17 protein-coding genes are annotated in these 17,613 nt (G+C 64.6%); 13 read left to right on the forward strand and 4 right to left on the reverse strand.

Annotated features, from left to right (window positions below):
• Positions 1 to 68 precede the first annotated feature (68 nt).
• On the forward strand, positions 69 to 977 hold the full coding sequence (locus R3C13_RS03100) for an SMP-30/gluconolactonase/LRE family protein (RefSeq protein ID WP_371309328.1): 909 nt from the start codon (positions 69 to 71) through the stop codon (positions 975 to 977).
• An 18-nt stretch (positions 978 to 995) separates the two neighbouring features.
• Entirely contained in the window at positions 996 to 2,072 is a 1,077-nt protein-coding gene (locus R3C13_RS03105) for an MBL fold metallo-hydrolase (RefSeq protein ID WP_371309329.1), read from the forward strand.
• Here the strand turns inward: R3C13_RS03105 and R3C13_RS03110 are convergent.
• Positions 2,069 to 3,322, reverse strand: a complete 1,254-nt coding sequence (locus R3C13_RS03110) for an Mrp/NBP35 family ATP-binding protein (RefSeq protein WP_371309330.1) — start codon at positions 3,320 to 3,322, stop codon at positions 2,069 to 2,071. The genes R3C13_RS03105 and R3C13_RS03110 overlap by 4 nt on opposite strands.
• Positions 3,323 to 3,417: 95 nt before the next feature.
• Between R3C13_RS03110 and hflK the strand changes: the two genes are divergently transcribed.
• From hflK to R3C13_RS03130, 4 genes are all read left to right on the forward strand, one after another.
• Positions 3,418 to 4,539 (forward strand): FtsH protease activity modulator HflK, encoded by a 1,122-nt coding sequence (gene hflK, locus R3C13_RS03115; RefSeq protein WP_371309331.1) that lies wholly within the window; start codon positions 3,418 to 3,420, stop codon positions 4,537 to 4,539.
• Positions 4,540 to 4,541: 2 nt separating this feature from the next.
• Positions 4,542 to 5,432 carry a protease modulator HflC gene (hflC, locus tag R3C13_RS03120; RefSeq protein ID WP_371309332.1) on the forward strand — a complete coding sequence of 297 codons (891 nt, stop codon included), beginning with the start codon at positions 4,542 to 4,544 and terminating at the stop codon, positions 5,430 to 5,432.
• A gap of 15 nt (positions 5,433 to 5,447) precedes the next feature.
• Complete coding sequence (locus tag R3C13_RS03125; protein WP_371309333.1) at positions 5,448 to 5,648, forward strand: DUF2065 family protein; 201 nt, start codon at positions 5,448 to 5,450, stop codon at positions 5,646 to 5,648.
• Between the two features lie 82 nt (positions 5,649 to 5,730).
• On the forward strand, positions 5,731 to 7,179 hold the full coding sequence (locus R3C13_RS03130) for a Do family serine endopeptidase (RefSeq protein ID WP_371309334.1): 1,449 nt from the start codon (positions 5,731 to 5,733) through the stop codon (positions 7,177 to 7,179).
• Positions 7,180 to 7,182: 3 nt separating this feature from the next.
• On the opposite strand, the gene R3C13_RS03135 is transcribed toward R3C13_RS03130, so the two are convergent.
• Complete coding sequence (locus R3C13_RS03135; protein WP_371309335.1) at positions 7,183 to 8,403, reverse strand: pilus assembly protein TadG-related protein; 1,221 nt, start codon at positions 8,401 to 8,403, stop codon at positions 7,183 to 7,185.
• A gap of 183 nt (positions 8,404 to 8,586) precedes the next feature.
• On the opposite strand from R3C13_RS03135, the gene R3C13_RS03140 reads away from it, so the two are divergent.
• Positions 8,587 to 9,966, forward strand: a complete 1,380-nt coding sequence (locus tag R3C13_RS03140; RefSeq protein WP_371309336.1) for a caspase domain-containing protein — start codon at positions 8,587 to 8,589, stop codon at positions 9,964 to 9,966.
• 103 nt (positions 9,967 to 10,069) lie between these two features.
• Here R3C13_RS03140 and R3C13_RS03145 read toward each other — a convergent pair whose 3' ends face one another.
• Entirely contained in the window at positions 10,070 to 10,504 is a 435-nt protein-coding gene (locus R3C13_RS03145) for an ExbD/TolR family protein (RefSeq protein ID WP_371309639.1), read from the reverse strand.
• A 214-nt stretch (positions 10,505 to 10,718) separates the two neighbouring features.
• Positions 10,719 to 11,603 carry a phosphoserine phosphatase SerB gene (gene serB, locus R3C13_RS03150; protein ID WP_371309337.1) on the reverse strand — a complete coding sequence of 295 codons (885 nt, stop codon included), beginning with the start codon at positions 11,601 to 11,603 and terminating at the stop codon, positions 10,719 to 10,721.
• A gap of 71 nt (positions 11,604 to 11,674) precedes the next feature.
• On the opposite strand from serB, the gene miaA reads away from it, so the two are divergent.
• The 6 genes from miaA to ilvC all read left to right on the forward strand — a co-directional run bounded on the left by miaA (position 11,675) and on the right by ilvC (position 17,604).
• Positions 11,675 to 12,625 carry a tRNA (adenosine(37)-N6)-dimethylallyltransferase MiaA gene (gene miaA / locus R3C13_RS03155; RefSeq protein WP_371309338.1) on the forward strand — a complete coding sequence of 317 codons (951 nt, stop codon included), beginning with the start codon at positions 11,675 to 11,677 and terminating at the stop codon, positions 12,623 to 12,625.
• A gap of 176 nt (positions 12,626 to 12,801) precedes the next feature.
• Positions 12,802 to 14,574, forward strand: coding sequence for an acetolactate synthase 3 large subunit (locus R3C13_RS03160; protein ID WP_371309339.1), 1,773 nt, complete (start codon positions 12,802 to 12,804; stop codon positions 14,572 to 14,574).
• Positions 14,575 to 14,619: 45 nt separating this feature from the next.
• The gene (locus R3C13_RS03165) at positions 14,620 to 15,318 is read left to right on the forward strand and encodes a hypothetical protein (protein ID WP_371309340.1); all 699 of its coding nucleotides are present in this window, start codon (positions 14,620 to 14,622) and stop codon (positions 15,316 to 15,318) included.
• A complete protein-coding gene (gene ilvN / locus R3C13_RS03170) occupies positions 15,315 to 15,884 on the forward strand; it encodes an acetolactate synthase small subunit (protein WP_371309341.1) in 570 nt (189 codons plus the stop codon). The genes R3C13_RS03165 and ilvN overlap by 4 nt, the downstream gene beginning before the upstream one ends.
• Entirely contained in the window at positions 15,881 to 16,534 is a 654-nt protein-coding gene (locus tag R3C13_RS03175) for a hypothetical protein (RefSeq protein WP_371309342.1), read from the forward strand. The genes ilvN and R3C13_RS03175 overlap by 4 nt, the downstream gene beginning before the upstream one ends.
• Before the next feature lie 50 nt (positions 16,535 to 16,584).
• Positions 16,585 to 17,604: a ketol-acid reductoisomerase gene (gene ilvC, locus R3C13_RS03180; RefSeq protein ID WP_371309343.1), complete on the forward strand. Its 1,020-nt coding sequence runs from the start codon at positions 16,585 to 16,587 to the stop codon at positions 17,602 to 17,604.
• Positions 17,605 to 17,613: the final 9 nt, after the last annotated feature.

Here is a 17,613-nt window from a genome sequence, read left to right on the forward strand (position 1 = left end):
CCCCTGCCTCTCTGTTGCAAGCCCCGGCGGCCATGCCTAGGGTGATCGCAAAAAATGGGAGGACACACATGCAATTCGAGACAGTCGCCAGCGGTCTCCGCTTTCCGGAAGGCCCCGTCGTCATGGCCGACGGCTCGGTCATCGTCGTCGAGATCGAGAAGAAATGCATCACGCGCTGCTGGGGTGACAACAAGACCGAAGTCATCGCGACGCCCGGCGGCGGCCCGAACGGCCTTGCCATCGGGCCGGACGGCGCGCTCTGGGTCTGCAACAATGGCGGCTTCCAGTATCATGAAGTCGACGGCCTGCTGATCCCCGGCAACTGCCCGGACGACTATGATGGCGGGCGCATCGAGCGGGTGGACCTCTCGACCTACAAGGTCGAGCGCGTGCTCGACACGGTGGACGGCAATCCGCTGAAAGGCCCCAACGATCTCGTCTTCGACAAGGCCGGCAACCTCTACTTCACCGACCATGGCAAGACCTATCCGCGCCAGCGCGATTTCGGCGGGCTGTATTTCCTCGCCAAAGGCTCAACCACGGCGAAGGAACTCGATTTCCATTATGCGAGCCCGAATGGCGTCGGCCTCTCGCCCGACGAGAAGACCGTCTACATGGCCGACACGATGCCGGGAAAGATGTGGGCCTTCGACCTGGAAAGCCCCGGCGTCATCAAGCCGGCAACGCCCTTCAATGGCGGGCGTGTCGTTGCCACCATGCCGGGTCTGCAATATTTCGACAGCCTCGCCATGACGGCGGCCGGGAATGTCTGTGTGGCAACCATTCTCAATGGCGGCATCACCACGATCACGCCGGAAGGCGCGCACAGCCACATCGCCTTCCCCGACCTGCTTGTCACCAATATTGCCTTCGGCGGCGACGATATGTGCGATGCCTGGGTGACGCTGTCCGGCACCGGAAATCTCGTGAAATGCCGCTGGCCGGAACCGGGCCTGAAACTCAACTTCAACGCCTGATCACCGGAGACGTCCCCCATGCGCATCCTGAAACCTGTTATCGTCCTGATCGCGATCCTGCTGCTGGGCGGCGTGATCGTCCGCACCCTGTTTGCCGAACAGATCGGCGGGGCCCTGTTCAAGGCCGCCGTGACCAAGCAGGTCGGCCGCGATGTGACCGAAGGCTTCCCTGACGGGTTGACCGTCATCCTGGTGGGCACCGGATCGCCGGTGCCCGACCCCATGCGCGCGGGACCGATGACCGTCGTGGCGGCGGGCGACCGCCTCTTCATCGTCGATGCGGGCGCAGGCAGCGGCCGTCGCTTCGGCGAGTTCGGCCTGCCCTGGGGCAAGGTGGAGGCGGCGTTCCTGACGCATTTCCATTCCGACCATATCGACGGCCTCGGCGAAGTCATGCTGCAGCACTGGGCGGCCGGAGGCGCGCAAGAGCCGCTCGCCCTTTATGGCCCGAGAGGCGTCGACCTCGTCGCGGACGGGTTCAACCAGGCCTATGCCTGGGACGCGTCCTACCGCCTCGCCCATCACGGGCCGACGGTCGTGCCGCCCGAAGGGTCCGGCGCAAAGCCCTTCTCCTTCGACACCGGCACCAGCGCCATGAAAGTCTATGAGAAGGACGGCCTCACCGTCACCGCCGTGCCGGTCAGCCATGAGCCGGTCGAGCCCGCCGTCGGCTACCGCTTCGACTATAAGGGCCGCTCCGTCACGCTGTCGGGTGATACCACAAAGGATGCCAAGCTCACGACGCTCGCTCAGGGCACGGACCTTCTCGTCCACGAAGCCCTGAACGAGGAAATGGTTGCCACGATCGGCGCACGCCTCAAGGAAATCGGCCAGCCGCGTCTCGCCCAGATCATGGACGACATCCCCTCCTATCACACGACGCCGGTCGCGGCCGCGGAAGTCGCCACGGAGTCCGGTGCGAAGATGCTGGTCTTCTCCCACCTCGTTCCTGCCGTGCCGAGCCGGGCGCTGTACCCGGTCTTCCTGAAAGGCACGGGCGCTGCCTATAAAGGCCCCATCGTGCTCGGCGAGGACGGCATGGTGTTCGAACTCCCCGCCGGCAGCGACAAGATCGACCGCACGCGGCTGGATTAGTCCGCGAACACGACTTCCGGCGGTGCCTTGGTGGCAAGCCCGTCGAGGGCCATGGCCACGCGGTGGGCCAGCTCGTGGAACACCTCGCCGACCGCCTTGTCGCTGATCGCGGCGGGCGTGCCCGCATCGCCGCCTTCGCGGATCGCCTGGATCATCGGGATCTCCGCCAGCAGCGGCAGGCCCAGCGCCTCGGCCGTGCGCTTGCCGCCGCCTTCGCCCATCAGGAAATGCTTGTTGCCGGCCGGGTCGGTGAAATAGCTCATCGTCTCGACCACGCCGATCACCGGCACCGCCGTCTTGTGGAACATGGCCGCGCCGCGGCGCACATCCGCCAGCGCCACTTCCTGCGGCGTCGTCACGATGATCGCCGCTGTCACCGGCACGCGCTGGGCGATGGTGAGCTGGGCGTCGCCCGTGCCGGGCGGCGTGTCGATGATGAGAATGTCGAGCGGGTCTTTCTCGGTGCCCCATTCGGCATCGTTCAGCAGCTGCGTGATCGCCGACATCACGATCGGCCCGCGCCAGATCATCGGCGCGTCGGGGTCAGACAGATTGCCGATGGAAACGCTCTTCAGCCCGTGCGCTTCGAGCGGCACCAGCTTGTTGCGCGGCGATGCCGCCGGCACCTGGCCCACGGTGCCCAGCATGGTGGGGATGGAGGGCCCGAAAATGTCGGCATCCATCAGGCCGACCTTCATGCCGGTCTTGGCGAGCGCCACGGCGAGATTGACCGAGACCGTGGATTTGCCGACCCCGCCCTTGCCGCTCGCCACCACCAGGATGCGGGACACACCCGGCACTTTCGGGATGCGGGCCTCCTGGCGCTGCGGCGCGCCCTGCTGCTGGGCCGCATCCGACACGCGCGGGCCGCCCTTGCCGGCAGCCCCCCGCGGCGGCGAGGGCGAGAGGCTGAGGTTGCCGCCATGGCCGTGGTCATGGCCATGCGCATGATCGTGCGCATGGGCGTGCCCGTGGGCATGGGAATGCGCATGGCCCCCGCCCTGCCCCGGCGCCCGTTCCGCGGTCAGCACGGCCGTCACCGATTTCACCCCGTCGACCAGCCCGACCTTGCCTTCCGCCGACACCCGCAGGGCCTCGGCCGCCGCCGGATCGCCCGGATCGGCGCGAATCACGAGGATCACCCGGCCATTGTCGTCCACGCTGACCGAATCGACCCAGTCCGGCGATCCGAGCGCGGCATCGACCGCTTCGGCCAGCTTCTGGCGGTTTTTCGACTTCGATCCGAACATGGGCGCGACCCTCTTTCCCTTGAAGCCCAGCAAAGGGCATGCACTTATCTAGCAGAGCACCTATATGGATGCGAACACTCGCAACAGGAGGGGCCATGCCCTGGGATGACAAGACAAAAGGTAGCGGCCCTTGGGGCGGCGGAGGCGGCGGCGACGGAAACGGGGACGGAAATTCGCCCTGGAAACGCCCGTCCGGCGGCAGCAATGCCGGAAAAGACCTCGAAGAACAGATGAAACGCATGCAGGAGCGCTTTCGCCAGCGCTCGGGCGGCGGTGGCGGCAATGGCCGGCGCCGCGGCGGCGGCAGCCCGAATTTTGGCCCGTTGGGCATTTTCGTGCTGGGCGGCATCGCCCTGCTCGCCTGGCTGGCGACCGGTGTCGTGGTCGTTGACGAAGGCTCGCGCGCCGCTGTGTTCCGCTTCGGCCAGTGGCAGACCAATTTCACGCCCGGCCTGCATTTCCACCTGCCCGCCCCGATCGAGACGCATGTCGTCATGCCGTCCGAGAAGCAGCAACAGACCGAAATCGGCGGCGGGTCCGGCGACGGCCTCATGCTGACCGGCGACGAGAACATCGTCGATGTCCGCTTCCGGGTCTTCTGGTTCTACGATCCGTCCAATCCGGAAAACTTCATCCTCAACGTGGATGACGGCGCCGAACTGCTGAAGGCCTCGTCCGAGAGCGTGATGCGCGAAGTGGTCGGCAAGTCGAAGCTCGACGATGTCATCACCACGGGACGGGGCACGATCGCCGACCAGGTGAAGACCCAGCTGCAGGCCCTGATGGCGGACTATCGCGCCGGCATCCAGGTGCAGAACGTGGAGATCCAGGAAGCGGCGGCCCCGGCGCAGGTGCGCCAGGCCTTTATCGACGTGGTCAATGCCGGCCAGGACGCCGAAAAGACCATCCAGGAAGCCAACAAGTACGCGAACGACATCATCCCGCGTGCCGAAGGCCAGGCCCAGCAGGTGATCCAAAACGCGGAAGCCTACCGGGAACAGGTGGTTGCGAACGCAACCGGTGAAGCCTCGCGCTTCAACGCCATTCTCGACGAATACCGCAAGGCCCCGCAGGTGACGCGTGAGCGGATGTATCTCGAAACGATGCAGAAAGTGCTCGGCAGCACCGACAAGATCGTGCTGGATTCCAATTCCGGCGCGGTGCCTTACCTGCCGCTCGACACCCAGCGCAGCACCACCAGACAACAGGGACAATGACCATGAAGGGATTAGGAGTCTTTGGCCTGATCGTGGTGGCCGCGCTGGTTATCACAGGCATGCAGAGCTTTTTCATCGTCAACCAGACCGAACAGGCGCTTGTCCTGCAGGTCGGTGCGGCGAAGGAAGCCTATAACGAACCCGGCACCAATGAGGCCGGCCTGAAGATGAAGCTGCCCTTCGTGCAGAACGTCATCAAGTATGACCGGCGGAATATCGGTCTCGACATTCCGAACATCGAAGTGCTGGCCTCGAACCAGGAACAGCTGATCGTGGACGCCTTCGTGCGCTACCAGATCTCCGATCCGCTGGCCTTCTACCAGCGCCTGCAGACGCAGCGCACGGCAGAGAACCAGCTCTCGCAGTTCACCAACACGGCGATCCGGAACGCGCTCGCCAACAAGCTGCCCGAAGAGATCATCTCCGGCCAGCGGGCGGTGCTGATGGATACGATCCGCGAGAACCTGTCGGAATCCATTGCTGGACGCGGCATCGACATCATCGATGTGCGCATCCGCCGGGCCGACCTGCCGCAGGACGTGTCGGAGCGGGTGTTCCGCCGCATGGAAGCGGCCCGGAACCAGGAAGCCGAGCTGATCCGCGCCAATGGTGACAAGCAGGCCCAGGCCATCCGCGCCAAGGCCGACCGCGACCGCACCGTGATCCTCGCTGAGGCGAACCAGAAATCGGAGGAAATCCGGGGTGAAGGCGATGCCAAGCGCAACGAGATCTACGCGGCGGCTTATGGCCGGGATCCGGAATTCTTCCGCTTCCAGCGCGCCCTGATCGCCTGCGAAGGCTCGCTGTCGACGAAGACGCAGATCGTGGTCAGCCCGAGCCAGCTGGGCCTTTGCGACGAGTTCATCGACGCGGCCAAGACCAGTGGCAGGTAAGACAGGCCGCCGGCCATGAGCCTCGGCCTTATCCTGCTTGCCGGTCTCGGCATGTGGCTTTTGATAGAGGGGGCGGTCTACGCGATCGCCCCCGATGCCATGCGCCGCATGGCGGCGCTGCTGACCCAGATGTCGACCCGCGAGCTGACCATGGCGGGCCTGATCGGCGCGGCGGTCGGTCTTGGTATCCTGTGGCTTGCAGTTCAGCTTGCCTGAAGCAGTTGCGCCCTGCCTGCAAAGCGCCTTAGTTTGTTACGAAACTGAAGCCATTGTCCGCCCGCAGAGGAAGTGCGTCCCCATGCGTTTTACGGCTCTTGCCGCCCTTATTCTGGCCCTGACCGCTCCGGCCCTGCCGGCCGCCGCCCAGCAGAGCCTGTCGCGCCCGGTCGAGGGGATCGACCAGAAAGCCCAGCCGCAGAGCTTCCGGGATCTTTCCAAGCGCCTGATGCCGGCCGTGGTGAACATTTCCACCTCGCACACGATCGCCCCCGACGGCATGCCGACCTTCCCCGAAGGCTCGCCCATGGAGCGCTTCAACGATTTCTTCGGCCGCGACGATGACGGCTTCCGCCGCGAGGGCTCGCTCGGCTCCGGCTTCGTCATCAGTTCCGACGGCTACATCGTCACCAACAATCACGTGATCGAGGATGCCGACGAGATCGAGGTCAACTTCTCCGACGGGCGCGTGCTGGACGCCGTGCTGGTCGGGCGCGACCGCGACACCGACCTGGCCGTCCTGAAGGTCAAATCGCCCAACGCCCTGCCCTTTGTCAGCTTCGCGGACAGCGACCGGGCCGAGGTTGGCGACTGGGTCATCGCCATCGGCAACCCGTTCGGCTTCGGCGGATCGGTCTCGGCCGGCATCATCTCGGCCCGGAACAGAGACCTCAATGCCGGGCGCTCCGACGATTTCATCCAGACCGACGCCGCCATCAACCGCGGCAATTCCGGCGGCCCGCTGTTCAATCTCGGCGGCGAAGTCGTCGGCGTGAACACCGCCATCATCTCGCCCACCGGCGGTTCGGTCGGAATCGGCTTTTCGGTGCCGTCGAACCTGGTCCGCCGCATCTCGGGTGAACTGATCAAGTCCGGCCGCATCCGCCGCTCATGGTTCGGCGTCAACGTTCAGGATGCGGACGAAAACCTCGTCAAGGCTTATGGCGGGCGCGCCAAGGGCGGTGTCATCATCACCCGCATCACCGATGACGGCCCGGCCGACAAGGCGAAGCTGGAAGTCGGCGACCTCGTCCTTTCCTTCGACGGCAAGGCCGTGACCAGCGTGCGCGAGCTGACCCATGTCATCACCGACACGCCCATCGGCAAGCAGGTGCCGGTCAGCCTCATCCGCGACGGCAAGACGCGCACCTTCACCGTCACCATGGGCGAACTGAAGGAAGACGAGGGCGGCGATGCCGCCTCCAGCCTGCCGGACCTGCCGTCCACGAACAATGACCTCGGCGCCGACCTTTCCGGCCTCGACGATGACCTGCGCCGCCGTTACGGCGTGCCGAAGGATGTCTCGGGCGTGGTCGTCACGTCCGTCTCGGCCCGGGGGCCGGGCTTCGGCGTCCTGCAGCGCGGCGACGTGATCGTGGAGGTCAATTTCGAACAGGTCTCGACCGTCACCGAAACGCTGGACCTCGTCAAAGCCGCCCGCGCCAATCCCGGCCAGCCCGCCCTCCTGCGCGTCAAGCGCCGCGGCGAAAGCGGCTGGTTCGACCAGTTCCTCAGTATCGACCTGAAATAGGCCCTACTGGGCGAGGCGCAGGTTCGTCAGCTGGCTGGCGATGTCGGCATAGGCCTGCTTCAGCTCGTCGCCATCGGCCGCATCGAAGAAGCGCGTGTCGTCATTGCCGGTGCAGTCCTTCAGCACGGCCTTGGCGGAGCCCGGCGCCTGGAAGGCCACCGCATACACGGCCACGCCCTCATCGCGCATCTTGCGGCACATTTTCTTCGCCTGCGTCGCGGAATTACCCTGCGCATTCTCATACTGGATGTTGAACTGGCCGTCGGTCATCAGGATCACGGCCTTGATGCCTTCCGGTTCGTCATAGGCCATCGGCTTCGAGGCGGCCGGCCAGATCGCGTCCCATTCCGGCGCGATGAGGTACCACGCCCAGGCGACGCCCAGATGGCCCGCCGTCGAGCCGCCCGCGACGAGGCTGTCGATACCCGACTTGAACGTGGCCTTGTCGGCGGTCAGCGGCAGGATGGAGCTTGCCGGGCAGGCCGAGGCGTCATGGCCGAGCCACCGGCCGGGCGCGGGCGCCTTGTCCTTGAACGCGGCCGCGCCGGTGCGTTCCGACACGCACGTCTGGCCCGGCACATAGGACGGCCCTTTGACGGCTGCGGCATAGGGGCCGGCATTGACCGAGGTGGAATAGGTGTTGAACGCCATGCGCACGCGCCCGCCGCTGGACGGCGTGATCAGGATGTCGGCGGCGTCCTTGGCGGCCGATTTGAGAGCGGCAAGCTTCGCCCCGCCCATCGAGCCCGAGACGTCCAGCATCAGCGACACGTCGAGACGGGTCATGTTGGCCAGCGCGCCGGAGCTTGCGCCCAGCGTCACCTCTTCAGTGCCGATCAGTGCGGCGAAATTCGTCGGCAGGTCACAGCTCGCCGTCACGTCCACGCGATAGGTCGTGCGGTTCACGTTCACGGCCGGGGCCGCGCAGGACAGGTCCGGCTGGGCGCCGGCAAGGTTCTCGGCGAACAGGGCCGAGGCCGCCGCGATGATCTCGGCGTCGCTGTTGCCGGCGTCTTCCATCATCTTCGCGCCCAGCAGCGCGGCGCTGTCGAGCGCATTGCGCAGCGCCTGGCGCTCGGTGACCGAGCGGGAAAAGTCGAGTGTCATGCCCACCAGGGCGAACAGGGCAACAATGGCAACCGCGTAAATCGCCGCGACCGCGCCGGTTTCGTCATTCGACCATGCTTTCTGCGGGGTTTCCCGGAACGCGCGAATTTTCGACATCTGTTTCACCTTGCGACATACAAAATGCGTGCGGCGCACGCCTCGGAGGCGAAATTGCAATTAAGACGCCATTAACCACTTTCCCTCAGGGCCGGAACAAAACGGGGCCGCGGGGAGTTGTTGGCGTTTGCCCCTCACGCGGTTAGGCTGGCTGCGAGACCTGAGACCCGGAGGGTGGATCCCATGTTCCCGCGCGCCCTGGCCTGCCTGATCCTTGCCGCCTGCCTCAGCCTGATGGCGCGGGCGCAGGAGCGCTATGCCCTGCTGATCGGGAATGAGGACTATCCACCGGAAGTCGGCCCCCTCGCCTTGCCGCATGAGGATGTCCAGAACATGCGCGACGGCCTGGTGCAGGCCGGCTTCGCACCCGAACATATCCGCGTCGTGCTCGATGCGACCCAGACGGACATCAATCTCGCCGTCGCCAGGCTCGCCTCGGACCTGCGCGCCGCGGGCCCGGAAGCCGTCGGCTTCTTCTATTATTCCGGCCATGGCGGATCGGCGGAATCGTCCGGCCAGCGCGCGAATTACCTCATCCCCGCGAAAACGCCTGTAACCGGCGCGGAACAGCTGCCCATCCTCGGCGTGCCGGTGAATGCCGTCGTCGACGCGCTCGCCGCCAGCGATGCGAAAGCCGTGTTCATCGTGTCGGACGCCTGCCGCAACACGCTGCCCTTCACCTCGTCAAAGGGCGGCAGCGCAGACAAGGGCATGGTGCGCATCCCCCGCAAGCGCGGCCTCTACATCGCCTTTGCCACGGCCGATGGCGCGACGACGCCCGATGACGGCCTGTTCTCGCGGGCGCTGTCGAAACGGCTCGGCCAGAAAGGCCTCTCGGCAGACCGCGCGTTTACCCTTGCCTTGCGCGAAGTGTCAGCGGCCCGGCCCGGCAACGCCCTGCCCTTCACGGCCGACGGCCTGACAGAAGACATCTGCTTTGCCGGCTGCGATGCCCCGCCCGCCAGCGGCCCGTCCCTGCCCAGCGAAGACGCCGATTATCTCAGAACCTCGCGCCTCAACACGGTCGATGCCTATCTCGAATTCATCGAGACCTATCCGGACAGCAGTTTCGTGCCGGCATCGCAGGAAGCGATCGTCAAACTCTTCTACGCGGACGACAAGACCGCGAAAAAATACATGAACCAGGATATGCTCGTGGGTCCGCCGGCGCTTCTGGACGCCATCTTCCATGCCGCTGAAACGGCTGAGCGGCGCGACGAGAGCGATTCAGCAACCCTGCTCTATTTCATGACCTGCACATCCGGCCTCGGCAAAGCCTGCCCGCGCGCGGGCGATCTGATCCGGCGGGGCCATGGTGACGACGATTTCAAGAAGGCTGACGGCAGCGATGATATCGAAGGTCGCAATGAGGCGGTGATGTCCATGTATCAGGTTGGCTGCTTCTTTCAGAATGGCGAGTCCTGCGACTGGCTGCGCGCTCGCGGCCACCCTCTGCCGGGCGGCTGCGAGCCGGAAGCGGATGGGCCGCTTGTCGAGTTCTGCGAGATCCTCAAGGAAGTTGGTATCCCGATCCCGGAGCCGGAAGCAGTGATTGAGCCCTGAGTGTGGAGGGCTAAATCGCTTGGCAGTCCAGCCAGGCTAGACTTTCGGTCGCGATTACAGCCACGGCCCACACACGCATGTCTCACCATCCTCACGCGAACAATTAGTGCCGGGCAAAGCGGAATGCTCCTTTGAACTTTCGCCGATCCAAAACAAGGCAGGACAGGATACCCCCAAAAGGCGCCAAAGCGAGATTGGCCTCGTACCTAGCATACCCAGCGTCGTAGAGCGCATCTCTGACCCGAATGATTGCGCCTGTCTTCACCTTCGGGTCGGCTTCAATGTAAATCGGCAGGTCGGCATTCTCTGTCCGGATCATTCCGAAGGACGTCTTGAGCGACTTCGAGTCAACGCGCACTCCATTCATCGAAATTTCGTCGCCCTGACTAATTCTCACGGTAATCCGCTCACAAGTCGTACCCCACAAGCATTCCGTCATATCTGCTTCGAGACCGATTACCTGTTCTCGTGGTGCGAAAGACCACGAACACAGCAAGATAATCGCCAGAATGAACAGAACATCGAGCACGGGCGTCAGCGGTAAATATGCTGATCAAGCTGCTCGACGAACCCTGCCTCGCATCGCCCCAACCTATGCTAATGTGTAACTGGAAGATGCCACCGACAGCACCCGGCATCAACTCAGGCGGGTTGAATAACCCGGCGCACCTACCCCATTTTTCCCACAATTTCGCTGGCCGGAGCCTTCCCGTAGCCTCTGCGTAGGATTTTCCGGAGCGCGAGCGCCGGACTTATCCTACAAATTCGTCCGCTCTGTACCCCTGGAAAAAGAGGGCTGCACGCAGGTCTGTATGGTCGATGGCGGCATGCGCCTCGGCGGCAACGATCGGCTTGGCACGATAGGCAATGCCGAGCCCTGCCGCCGTGATCATGGCCAGGTCGTTCGCCCCGTCGCCCATCGCAATCGCGTCGGCCCGCGTCAGGCCCGCGGCGGCGGCGAACTCGTCCAGCGCGGCGAGTTTCGCTTCCCGGCCAAGGATCGGCCGGCCGACCTCGCCCGTCAGCGCTGCGCCGTCGTCGATCAGCGTGTTGCCGCGATGCGCGGCAAAGCCTGCAGCCGCAGCAACTCTGGACGTGAAGAAGGTAAACCCGCCCGAAACGAGAACCGTCTCGGCGCCCCCCGCTTTCATGGTCTCGACCAGCGTTCTTGCGCCCGGCGTCAGCGTGATCCGTTCCTGATAGGCTTTTTCCAGCGCATCGAGGCCGAGGCCTTTCAGCATGCCGACCCGCGTCGTCAACGCGCCCTCGAAATCGAGTTCGCCGCGCATGGCGCGCTCGGTAATGGCGGAAACCTCGGCCTTCAGGCCCGCAAAATCGGCAAGTTCGTCAAGGCATTCCTGCCCGATAATGGTGGAATCCATGTCGGAGATCAGGAGGCGCTTCTTGCCTGCCGAAAGCGGCAGGACGGCGACATCCGCCGCGACGCCCTTGCGCGCAATCCCGGCCCGGATGCGGGCAGCCGTTTCCGCATTGCCCGGCAGCGTCCATTCGAGCGCGACAAGGCCATCGACCGAGCCCAGCCCCTGTGCCGGCGGAACCTGTCCCAGTTCCGGCGCCAGCGCGCCTTCCAGTTTTCCGGCATCCATCGCGGCGACGGCGACAATCCTGAGGCTCATCTCGGCTTTCCCATGGTTTCACGCCTCTTCACGGGTTTCCGTTTGCCTGACAAGCCCTTACGTCTAGGGGAATGCACCCAGCGATCCTGATTCACGGGCCCACAGCCAGCGGCAAGACCGCCCTCGCCATTGCCGTTGCCAAGCGCGTCGGCGGCGAGGTCATCAATGCCGACTCCATGCAGGTCTATCGTGACCTCGCCGTGATTTCGGCCCGTCCCTCGGAAGAAGAGATGAGCGGCGTGCCGCATCACCTGTTCGGCCATGTCGACGCCGCCGAGCGCTATTCCACCGGCCAGTGGCTGGAAGAAGCGCGCAGCCGCATCCGCGCCCTGCAGAAGAAGAACAAGCCGGCGGTCCTTGTCGGCGGCACGGGGCTCTACCTGCTGGCGCTGACGCAGGGCCTTTCGTCCATCCCGCCGATCCCCGAGGACATCCGCGCCGAGGTCCGTGACCTCACCGATGCCGAAGGCGCAGAGGGCCTGCGCGCGCGGCTGGAACCGGTCGATCCGGAAACCGCCGAGCGCCTCGGCACCGGCGACAAGCAACGCCTCGCGCGCGCTTACGAGGTCTGGCTGACCACCGGGCGCTCGATTTCGGACTTCCAGACCGAGCGCCAACCGCCGGTCCTCCTCGACAAGGAATGGATGGGCTTTGCCCTCACCCCGCCGCGGGCGAAGCTCTATTCCAAGATCGACCGGCGCTTTGAAGGCATGCTGATGCAGGGCGCCATGGCCGAGGCGCGGGCCCTGATCGAGCGCGACCTCGACCCCGAACTGCCCGCCATGAAGGCACACGGAATGCCCTGGCTTGCTGCGTTTGCCCGCGGCGAAATCAGCGCCGAGCTGGCCGCGGAAAACGCCAAACGCGACACCAGAAGGTATGCCAAACGCCAATTCACCTGGATCGGGAGACAATTTCCCTTCTGGCCCCGGATTCCGGGAACAGAATTGCCCGATCGTCTCAGGGTGATTCTTGCCCTCTACAAGGAGATTGACAGGGAGATGGAGGCAGATTATTCCTGATCCTTGTCGTTGGAGGAAACGCGCGTGCGCATGCCAGAGGTACTTGTAACAAGACACTCGTAGCCGGAAGCACCAGGGCCGGTTACGGGTGTGCGCACAGAAGGGTCTCTCCGGAGACCCTTTTTCTTTTCCAGCAATACGCCGACAATAGACTGAAACACGCCAGAGCAAGACAGATGACCGTCAAGACCAAAGCGAAGACCCAGACCCGCACGATGACCGGCGCCGAAATGGTGATCGAAGCCCTCCGGGAACAGGGCGTCGACGTACTCTTCGGCTATCCCGGCGGGGCGGTCCTGCCGATCTATGACGCCCTGCACGGCGCGCCCGAGCTGCAGCACGTGCTGGTGCGCCACGAACAGGGCGCAGGCCATGCAGCGGAGGGATATGCCCGCTCCACGGGCAAATGCGGCGTCGCCCTCGTCACGTCCGGTCCCGGCGCGACCAATATGGTCACCCCGATCACTGACGCGCTGATGGATTCCATCCCCATAGTCGTCATCACCGGCCAGGTGCCGACGCACCTGATCGGCACCGACGCCTTCCAGGAAGCCGACACGACCGGCATTACCCGCAGCTGCGCCAAGCACAACTACCTCGTGACGGATGTGAACCAGCTCGCCCGCACCATCCATGAGGCCTTCCACATCGCGACGTCCGGCCGCCCCGGCCCGGTCGTGATCGACATTCCGAAAGACGTCCAGTTCGCCACCGGCACCTATGTCGGCAAGGACGGCGTCCACAAGCCGACCTATTCGCCCCGCATCCAGCCCCAGCCCGAAGCCATCGCAGCCGCGGCGGACCTCATCTCCAAGGCGAAGCGCCCGGTGCTCTACACCGGCGGCGGGGTCGTCAATTCCGGCCCGCGCGCCTCGGAACTGCTGCGCAAGCTGCAGGCCGAGACCGGCATCCCGGTCACCTCGACCCTGATGGGTCTCGGCGCCTTCCCTGCCTCCCACAGGGACTGGTTGGGCATGGTGGGCATGCATGGGAGCTTCGAAGCCAACAATGCGATGCATGATTGCGACCTGATGATCTGCGTCGGCGCGCGCTTCGACGACCGGGTGACAGGCCGCGTCGATGCCTTCTCGCCGGTGTCGAAGAAGATCCACATCGACATCGACCCCTCCTCGATCAACAAGATCGTGCGCGTCGATGTGCCGATCGTTGCCGACTGCGCCGCCGCGCTCGACGCCCTTCTGGTGGCACTGAAGACCCGCGCCGCGAAGAAGCCCGACCTCAAGGCCTGGAAGGCCGAGATCGACGGCTGGCGGGCGCGCAACTGCTTTGGCTATGAGGCTTCGGACGAGGTCATCAAGCCGCAATACGCCATCGAGCGCCTGTATGAGCTGACGAAGGATCGCGAGGTCTTCATCACGACGGAAGTCGGCCAGCACCAGATGTGGGCGGCCCAGTTCTTCCATTTCGACCAGCCGAACCACTGGATGACGTCCGGCGGGCTCGGCACCATGGGCTATGGCCTGCCGGCCGCGGTCGGCGTGCAGTGCGCCCATCCGGACGCGCTCGTCATCGACATCGCCGGCGAAGCCTCGATCCAGATGATGCTGCAGGAGCTCTCGACCGCGGTGCAGCACCGCCTGCCGGTCAAGGTCTTGATCCTCAACAATGAATGGATGGGCATGGTCCGCCAGTGGCAGGAATTGCTGCATGGCGAGCGCTATTCCCACTCCTATTCGGCCAGCCTGCCGGATTTCGTGAAGCTCGCCGAGGCCATGGGCGGCCACGGCATCCGCTGCGACGATCCGAAGGAACTCGACGCGAAGATCCTTGAAATGATTGATCATGACGGGCCGGTCCTGTTCGACTGCCGGGTCGAGCGGACCGAGAACTGCCTGCCTATGATTCCGTCGGGCTCTGCGCATAACGAGATGATCCTCGGCCGGATAACTGGTAACGAGATCGGAGAGAGCGGCCGTAAGCTGGTCTGACGACCGGCGGACAGGCCAGCGAGGTACGGGAAGATGGGGAGCGGCATGTCCGGCAACGGCCTTGTCCAGCTTGCGATAGAGAACGTCGGGACGATCATTGCCGTCCTGTCGGCGATCGCGGCCGTCATCGGCGCTTTCGTGACCAGTGCGGAAACGAAGAAGCAGCGCCAGCTGCGCACCGAACAGCTGCGCCAGAGCATCGATGCGGCCAGCCTTGACTGGGGCGCTTCGGCCATCGAGGTGTTGGCGCGCGCTGCGATGCTGGCCCGCACACGCCACCTGCACGGCAATGAAGGCTCCTTCCAGACCGCCCGGGCCGGGACGCTGATCGCGCTGACCACGCTGATCGACCGGGGCCGCATGTTCTTCCCCAATGTCGACGAGACCAAGAAAGGCCTCGAAAAGGACGGCGCCTATCGCGGCTCGCGCCCGCCCATCCTCGACGCGATGGTCTGGGTCCATTGCGAAATCAACGCTCTGACCCGCGATGGCGGGCCGACAGGCGAGAACAGCGCCGCCTTCATCGACGACTGCCGCCGCCTGATCGTGTCCGAACTGCAGGCGCATCTCGATCCACGGCGCCTGAACCAGGTTGTCGGGCGCTATACCGGGCAGACGCGCACCCATCAGAGCCAGGCCCGCCAGCGCTCCGGCGAGCTTCGCCAGCAACTCTTGACTCGCCGTCCCGGCATCTCCATCGAGAACCACACCCCTTACGAGGAACGAACGGAAACTGCATCATGAGCGACGGTTCGGCCCCTTCCGCACCCGCCGGCCCGAAGTCGGCCTACTTCCTCTCCCATCAGGATGAGGAGGTTGAGCGCCGCACGCTGGCCGTGCTGGTCGACAACGAGCCGGGCGTTCTGGCGCGCGTGGTCGGCCTGTTTTCCGGCCGCGGCTACAATATCGACAGCCTGACCGTCGCCGAGGTGGATTCCAGCTCGCACCAGTCGCGCATCACCATCGTCACACAGGGCACGCCGCACATCCTGGAGCAGATCGAGGCCCAGCTGCTGCGCCTCGTGCCCGTCGGCGAAGTCATCGACATCACCAATTCCAAGCGCGGCATCGAGCGTGAGCTTGCCCTGGTGAAAGTGGCCGGCAGCGGCGAGAAGCGCGTCGAGGCGCTGCGCATCGCCCAGATATTCCGGGCGAATGTGATCGACACGACGAATGAGAGCTTCATCTTCGAGCTCACCGGTGCTTCCGACAAGATCAGCCAGTTCGTCGAGCTGATGCGCCCCCTCGGACTGGTCGAAGTCAGCCGGACGGGCGTATTGTCGATCAAGCGTGGAAAGGAAAAGGGATGAGGCATCTCGTTCTCCTGACAGGTCTGGCGGCCCTGCTCGCCCTTCCGGCGGCGGCCCAGGAAATTCCGGACAGCTGCAAGCCGAAGATTGCCGGCGTGGCACTTGCCCTCGCGGATGAAGCCGACAGTGCGCAGCTGCAGTGCGACATCGACCGGGCGGCGATCTACGCAAACCGGTCGCAGGCGCTGTTCAACTTCAATGACGAGCCGCTCGTGCGCATCGTCGACACAGGCGTATCGCTGAGCGGTGCGGTCTATGTCTATGATGTCACCGAAACCGATGGCGTCATGATGCTGGACGCGCGCTCGGTGCCTGCCGACATGGCCAGCGCGAACCGCGTGCCGGTCTGCCGCCTGCGCATAATGCTGTCCGATCAGGTAACAAGCCGCATTTCGATCGCCCTGCTCGAAGCCGCCTCGCCCGACGTGCCGGGCTATGCCGAGCGCGTCGAAGTGGTGGTCAATCCCGACGGATCGCGCCGCTCCGTGCTGCTGATCGATTCCCACGACGTCGTCACGACGGTCCAGACTGCGGACGGCGAACGCGCCTTCTCCCGCAATGCGGCCCAGACCGACCGGATCGGGACGCTGAACCAGACGATTATCGGCGTGGCCAATATCAGCGACGGCTGGTCCTGCCTCTCCGACTGATCCCTCCTTTTCCCGCTACAACCAACATTTGCCGGAGCCGAAAGAAGCCCATGAAAGTCTACTACGAACAGGACGCAGATCTTTCCCTTATCCAGAAGAAGAAAGTCGCAGTTGTCGGCTATGGCAGCCAGGGCCACGCCCATGTGCTGAACATGCGCGACAGCGGCGTGAAGAACGTGAAGGTCGCCCTGCAGGAAGGCTCGTCCAGCCGCAAGAAAGCCGAAGCCCAGGGCCTTGAAGTCGTAACGCCGGCCGAAGCCGCCAAATGGGCCGACGTGCTGATGATCCTCGTCCCGGACGAGAAGCAGGCCGTGCTGTACGCCAACGAAATCGAGCCGCACCTGCGTGCCGGCCAGCACATCATGTTCGGCCACGGCTTCAACATCCATTACAGCCTCATCCGTCCGCGCGCGGATGTCGACGTGTCGCTGTCCGCCCCGAAAGGCCCTGGCCACACGCTGCGCGCGCAATACCAGATGGGCTTCGGCCTGCCGGGCCTCGTTGCCATCCACCAGGACGCCACCGGCACTGCGCGCGATGTCGCCCTCTCCTACTCCAAGGCCATCGGCAACACGCGCGCCGGCGTCATCGAGACCAGCTTCCGTGAAGAGACCGAGACCGACCTGTTCGGCGAACAGGCCGTCCTGTGCGGCGGCATCGTCGAGCTGATCAAGGCAGGCTTCGAGACCCTCGTCGAGGCCGGCTACGCGCCGGAAATGGCCTATTTCGAATGCCTGCACGAGACCAAGCTGATCGTCGACCTCATCTATGAGGGCGGCATCGCCAACATGAACTACTCGATTTCCAACACCGCCGAGTACGGCGAATACGTCACCGGCCCCCGCGTCGTAAACAGCGCCACGAAAGCGGAAATGAAGAAGGTTCTGGAAGACATCCAGAACGGCACCTTCGCGCGCAACTGGGTTCTCGAGAACCAGGCCGGCGCACCGGGCTTCCACGCCATGCGCCAGCGCATGAACAATCACCCGATCGAAGAAGTCGGTGAGAAGCTGCGCGGCATGATGCACTGGGCGCAGAACGACCGTCTGGTCGACAAGTCGCGCAACTAGGAACAGCGG

The sequence above is a fragment of the Hyphomonas sp. genome, from assembly GCF_041398385.1.
GTDB lineage: Bacteria > Pseudomonadota > Alphaproteobacteria > Caulobacterales > Hyphomonadaceae > Hyphomonas.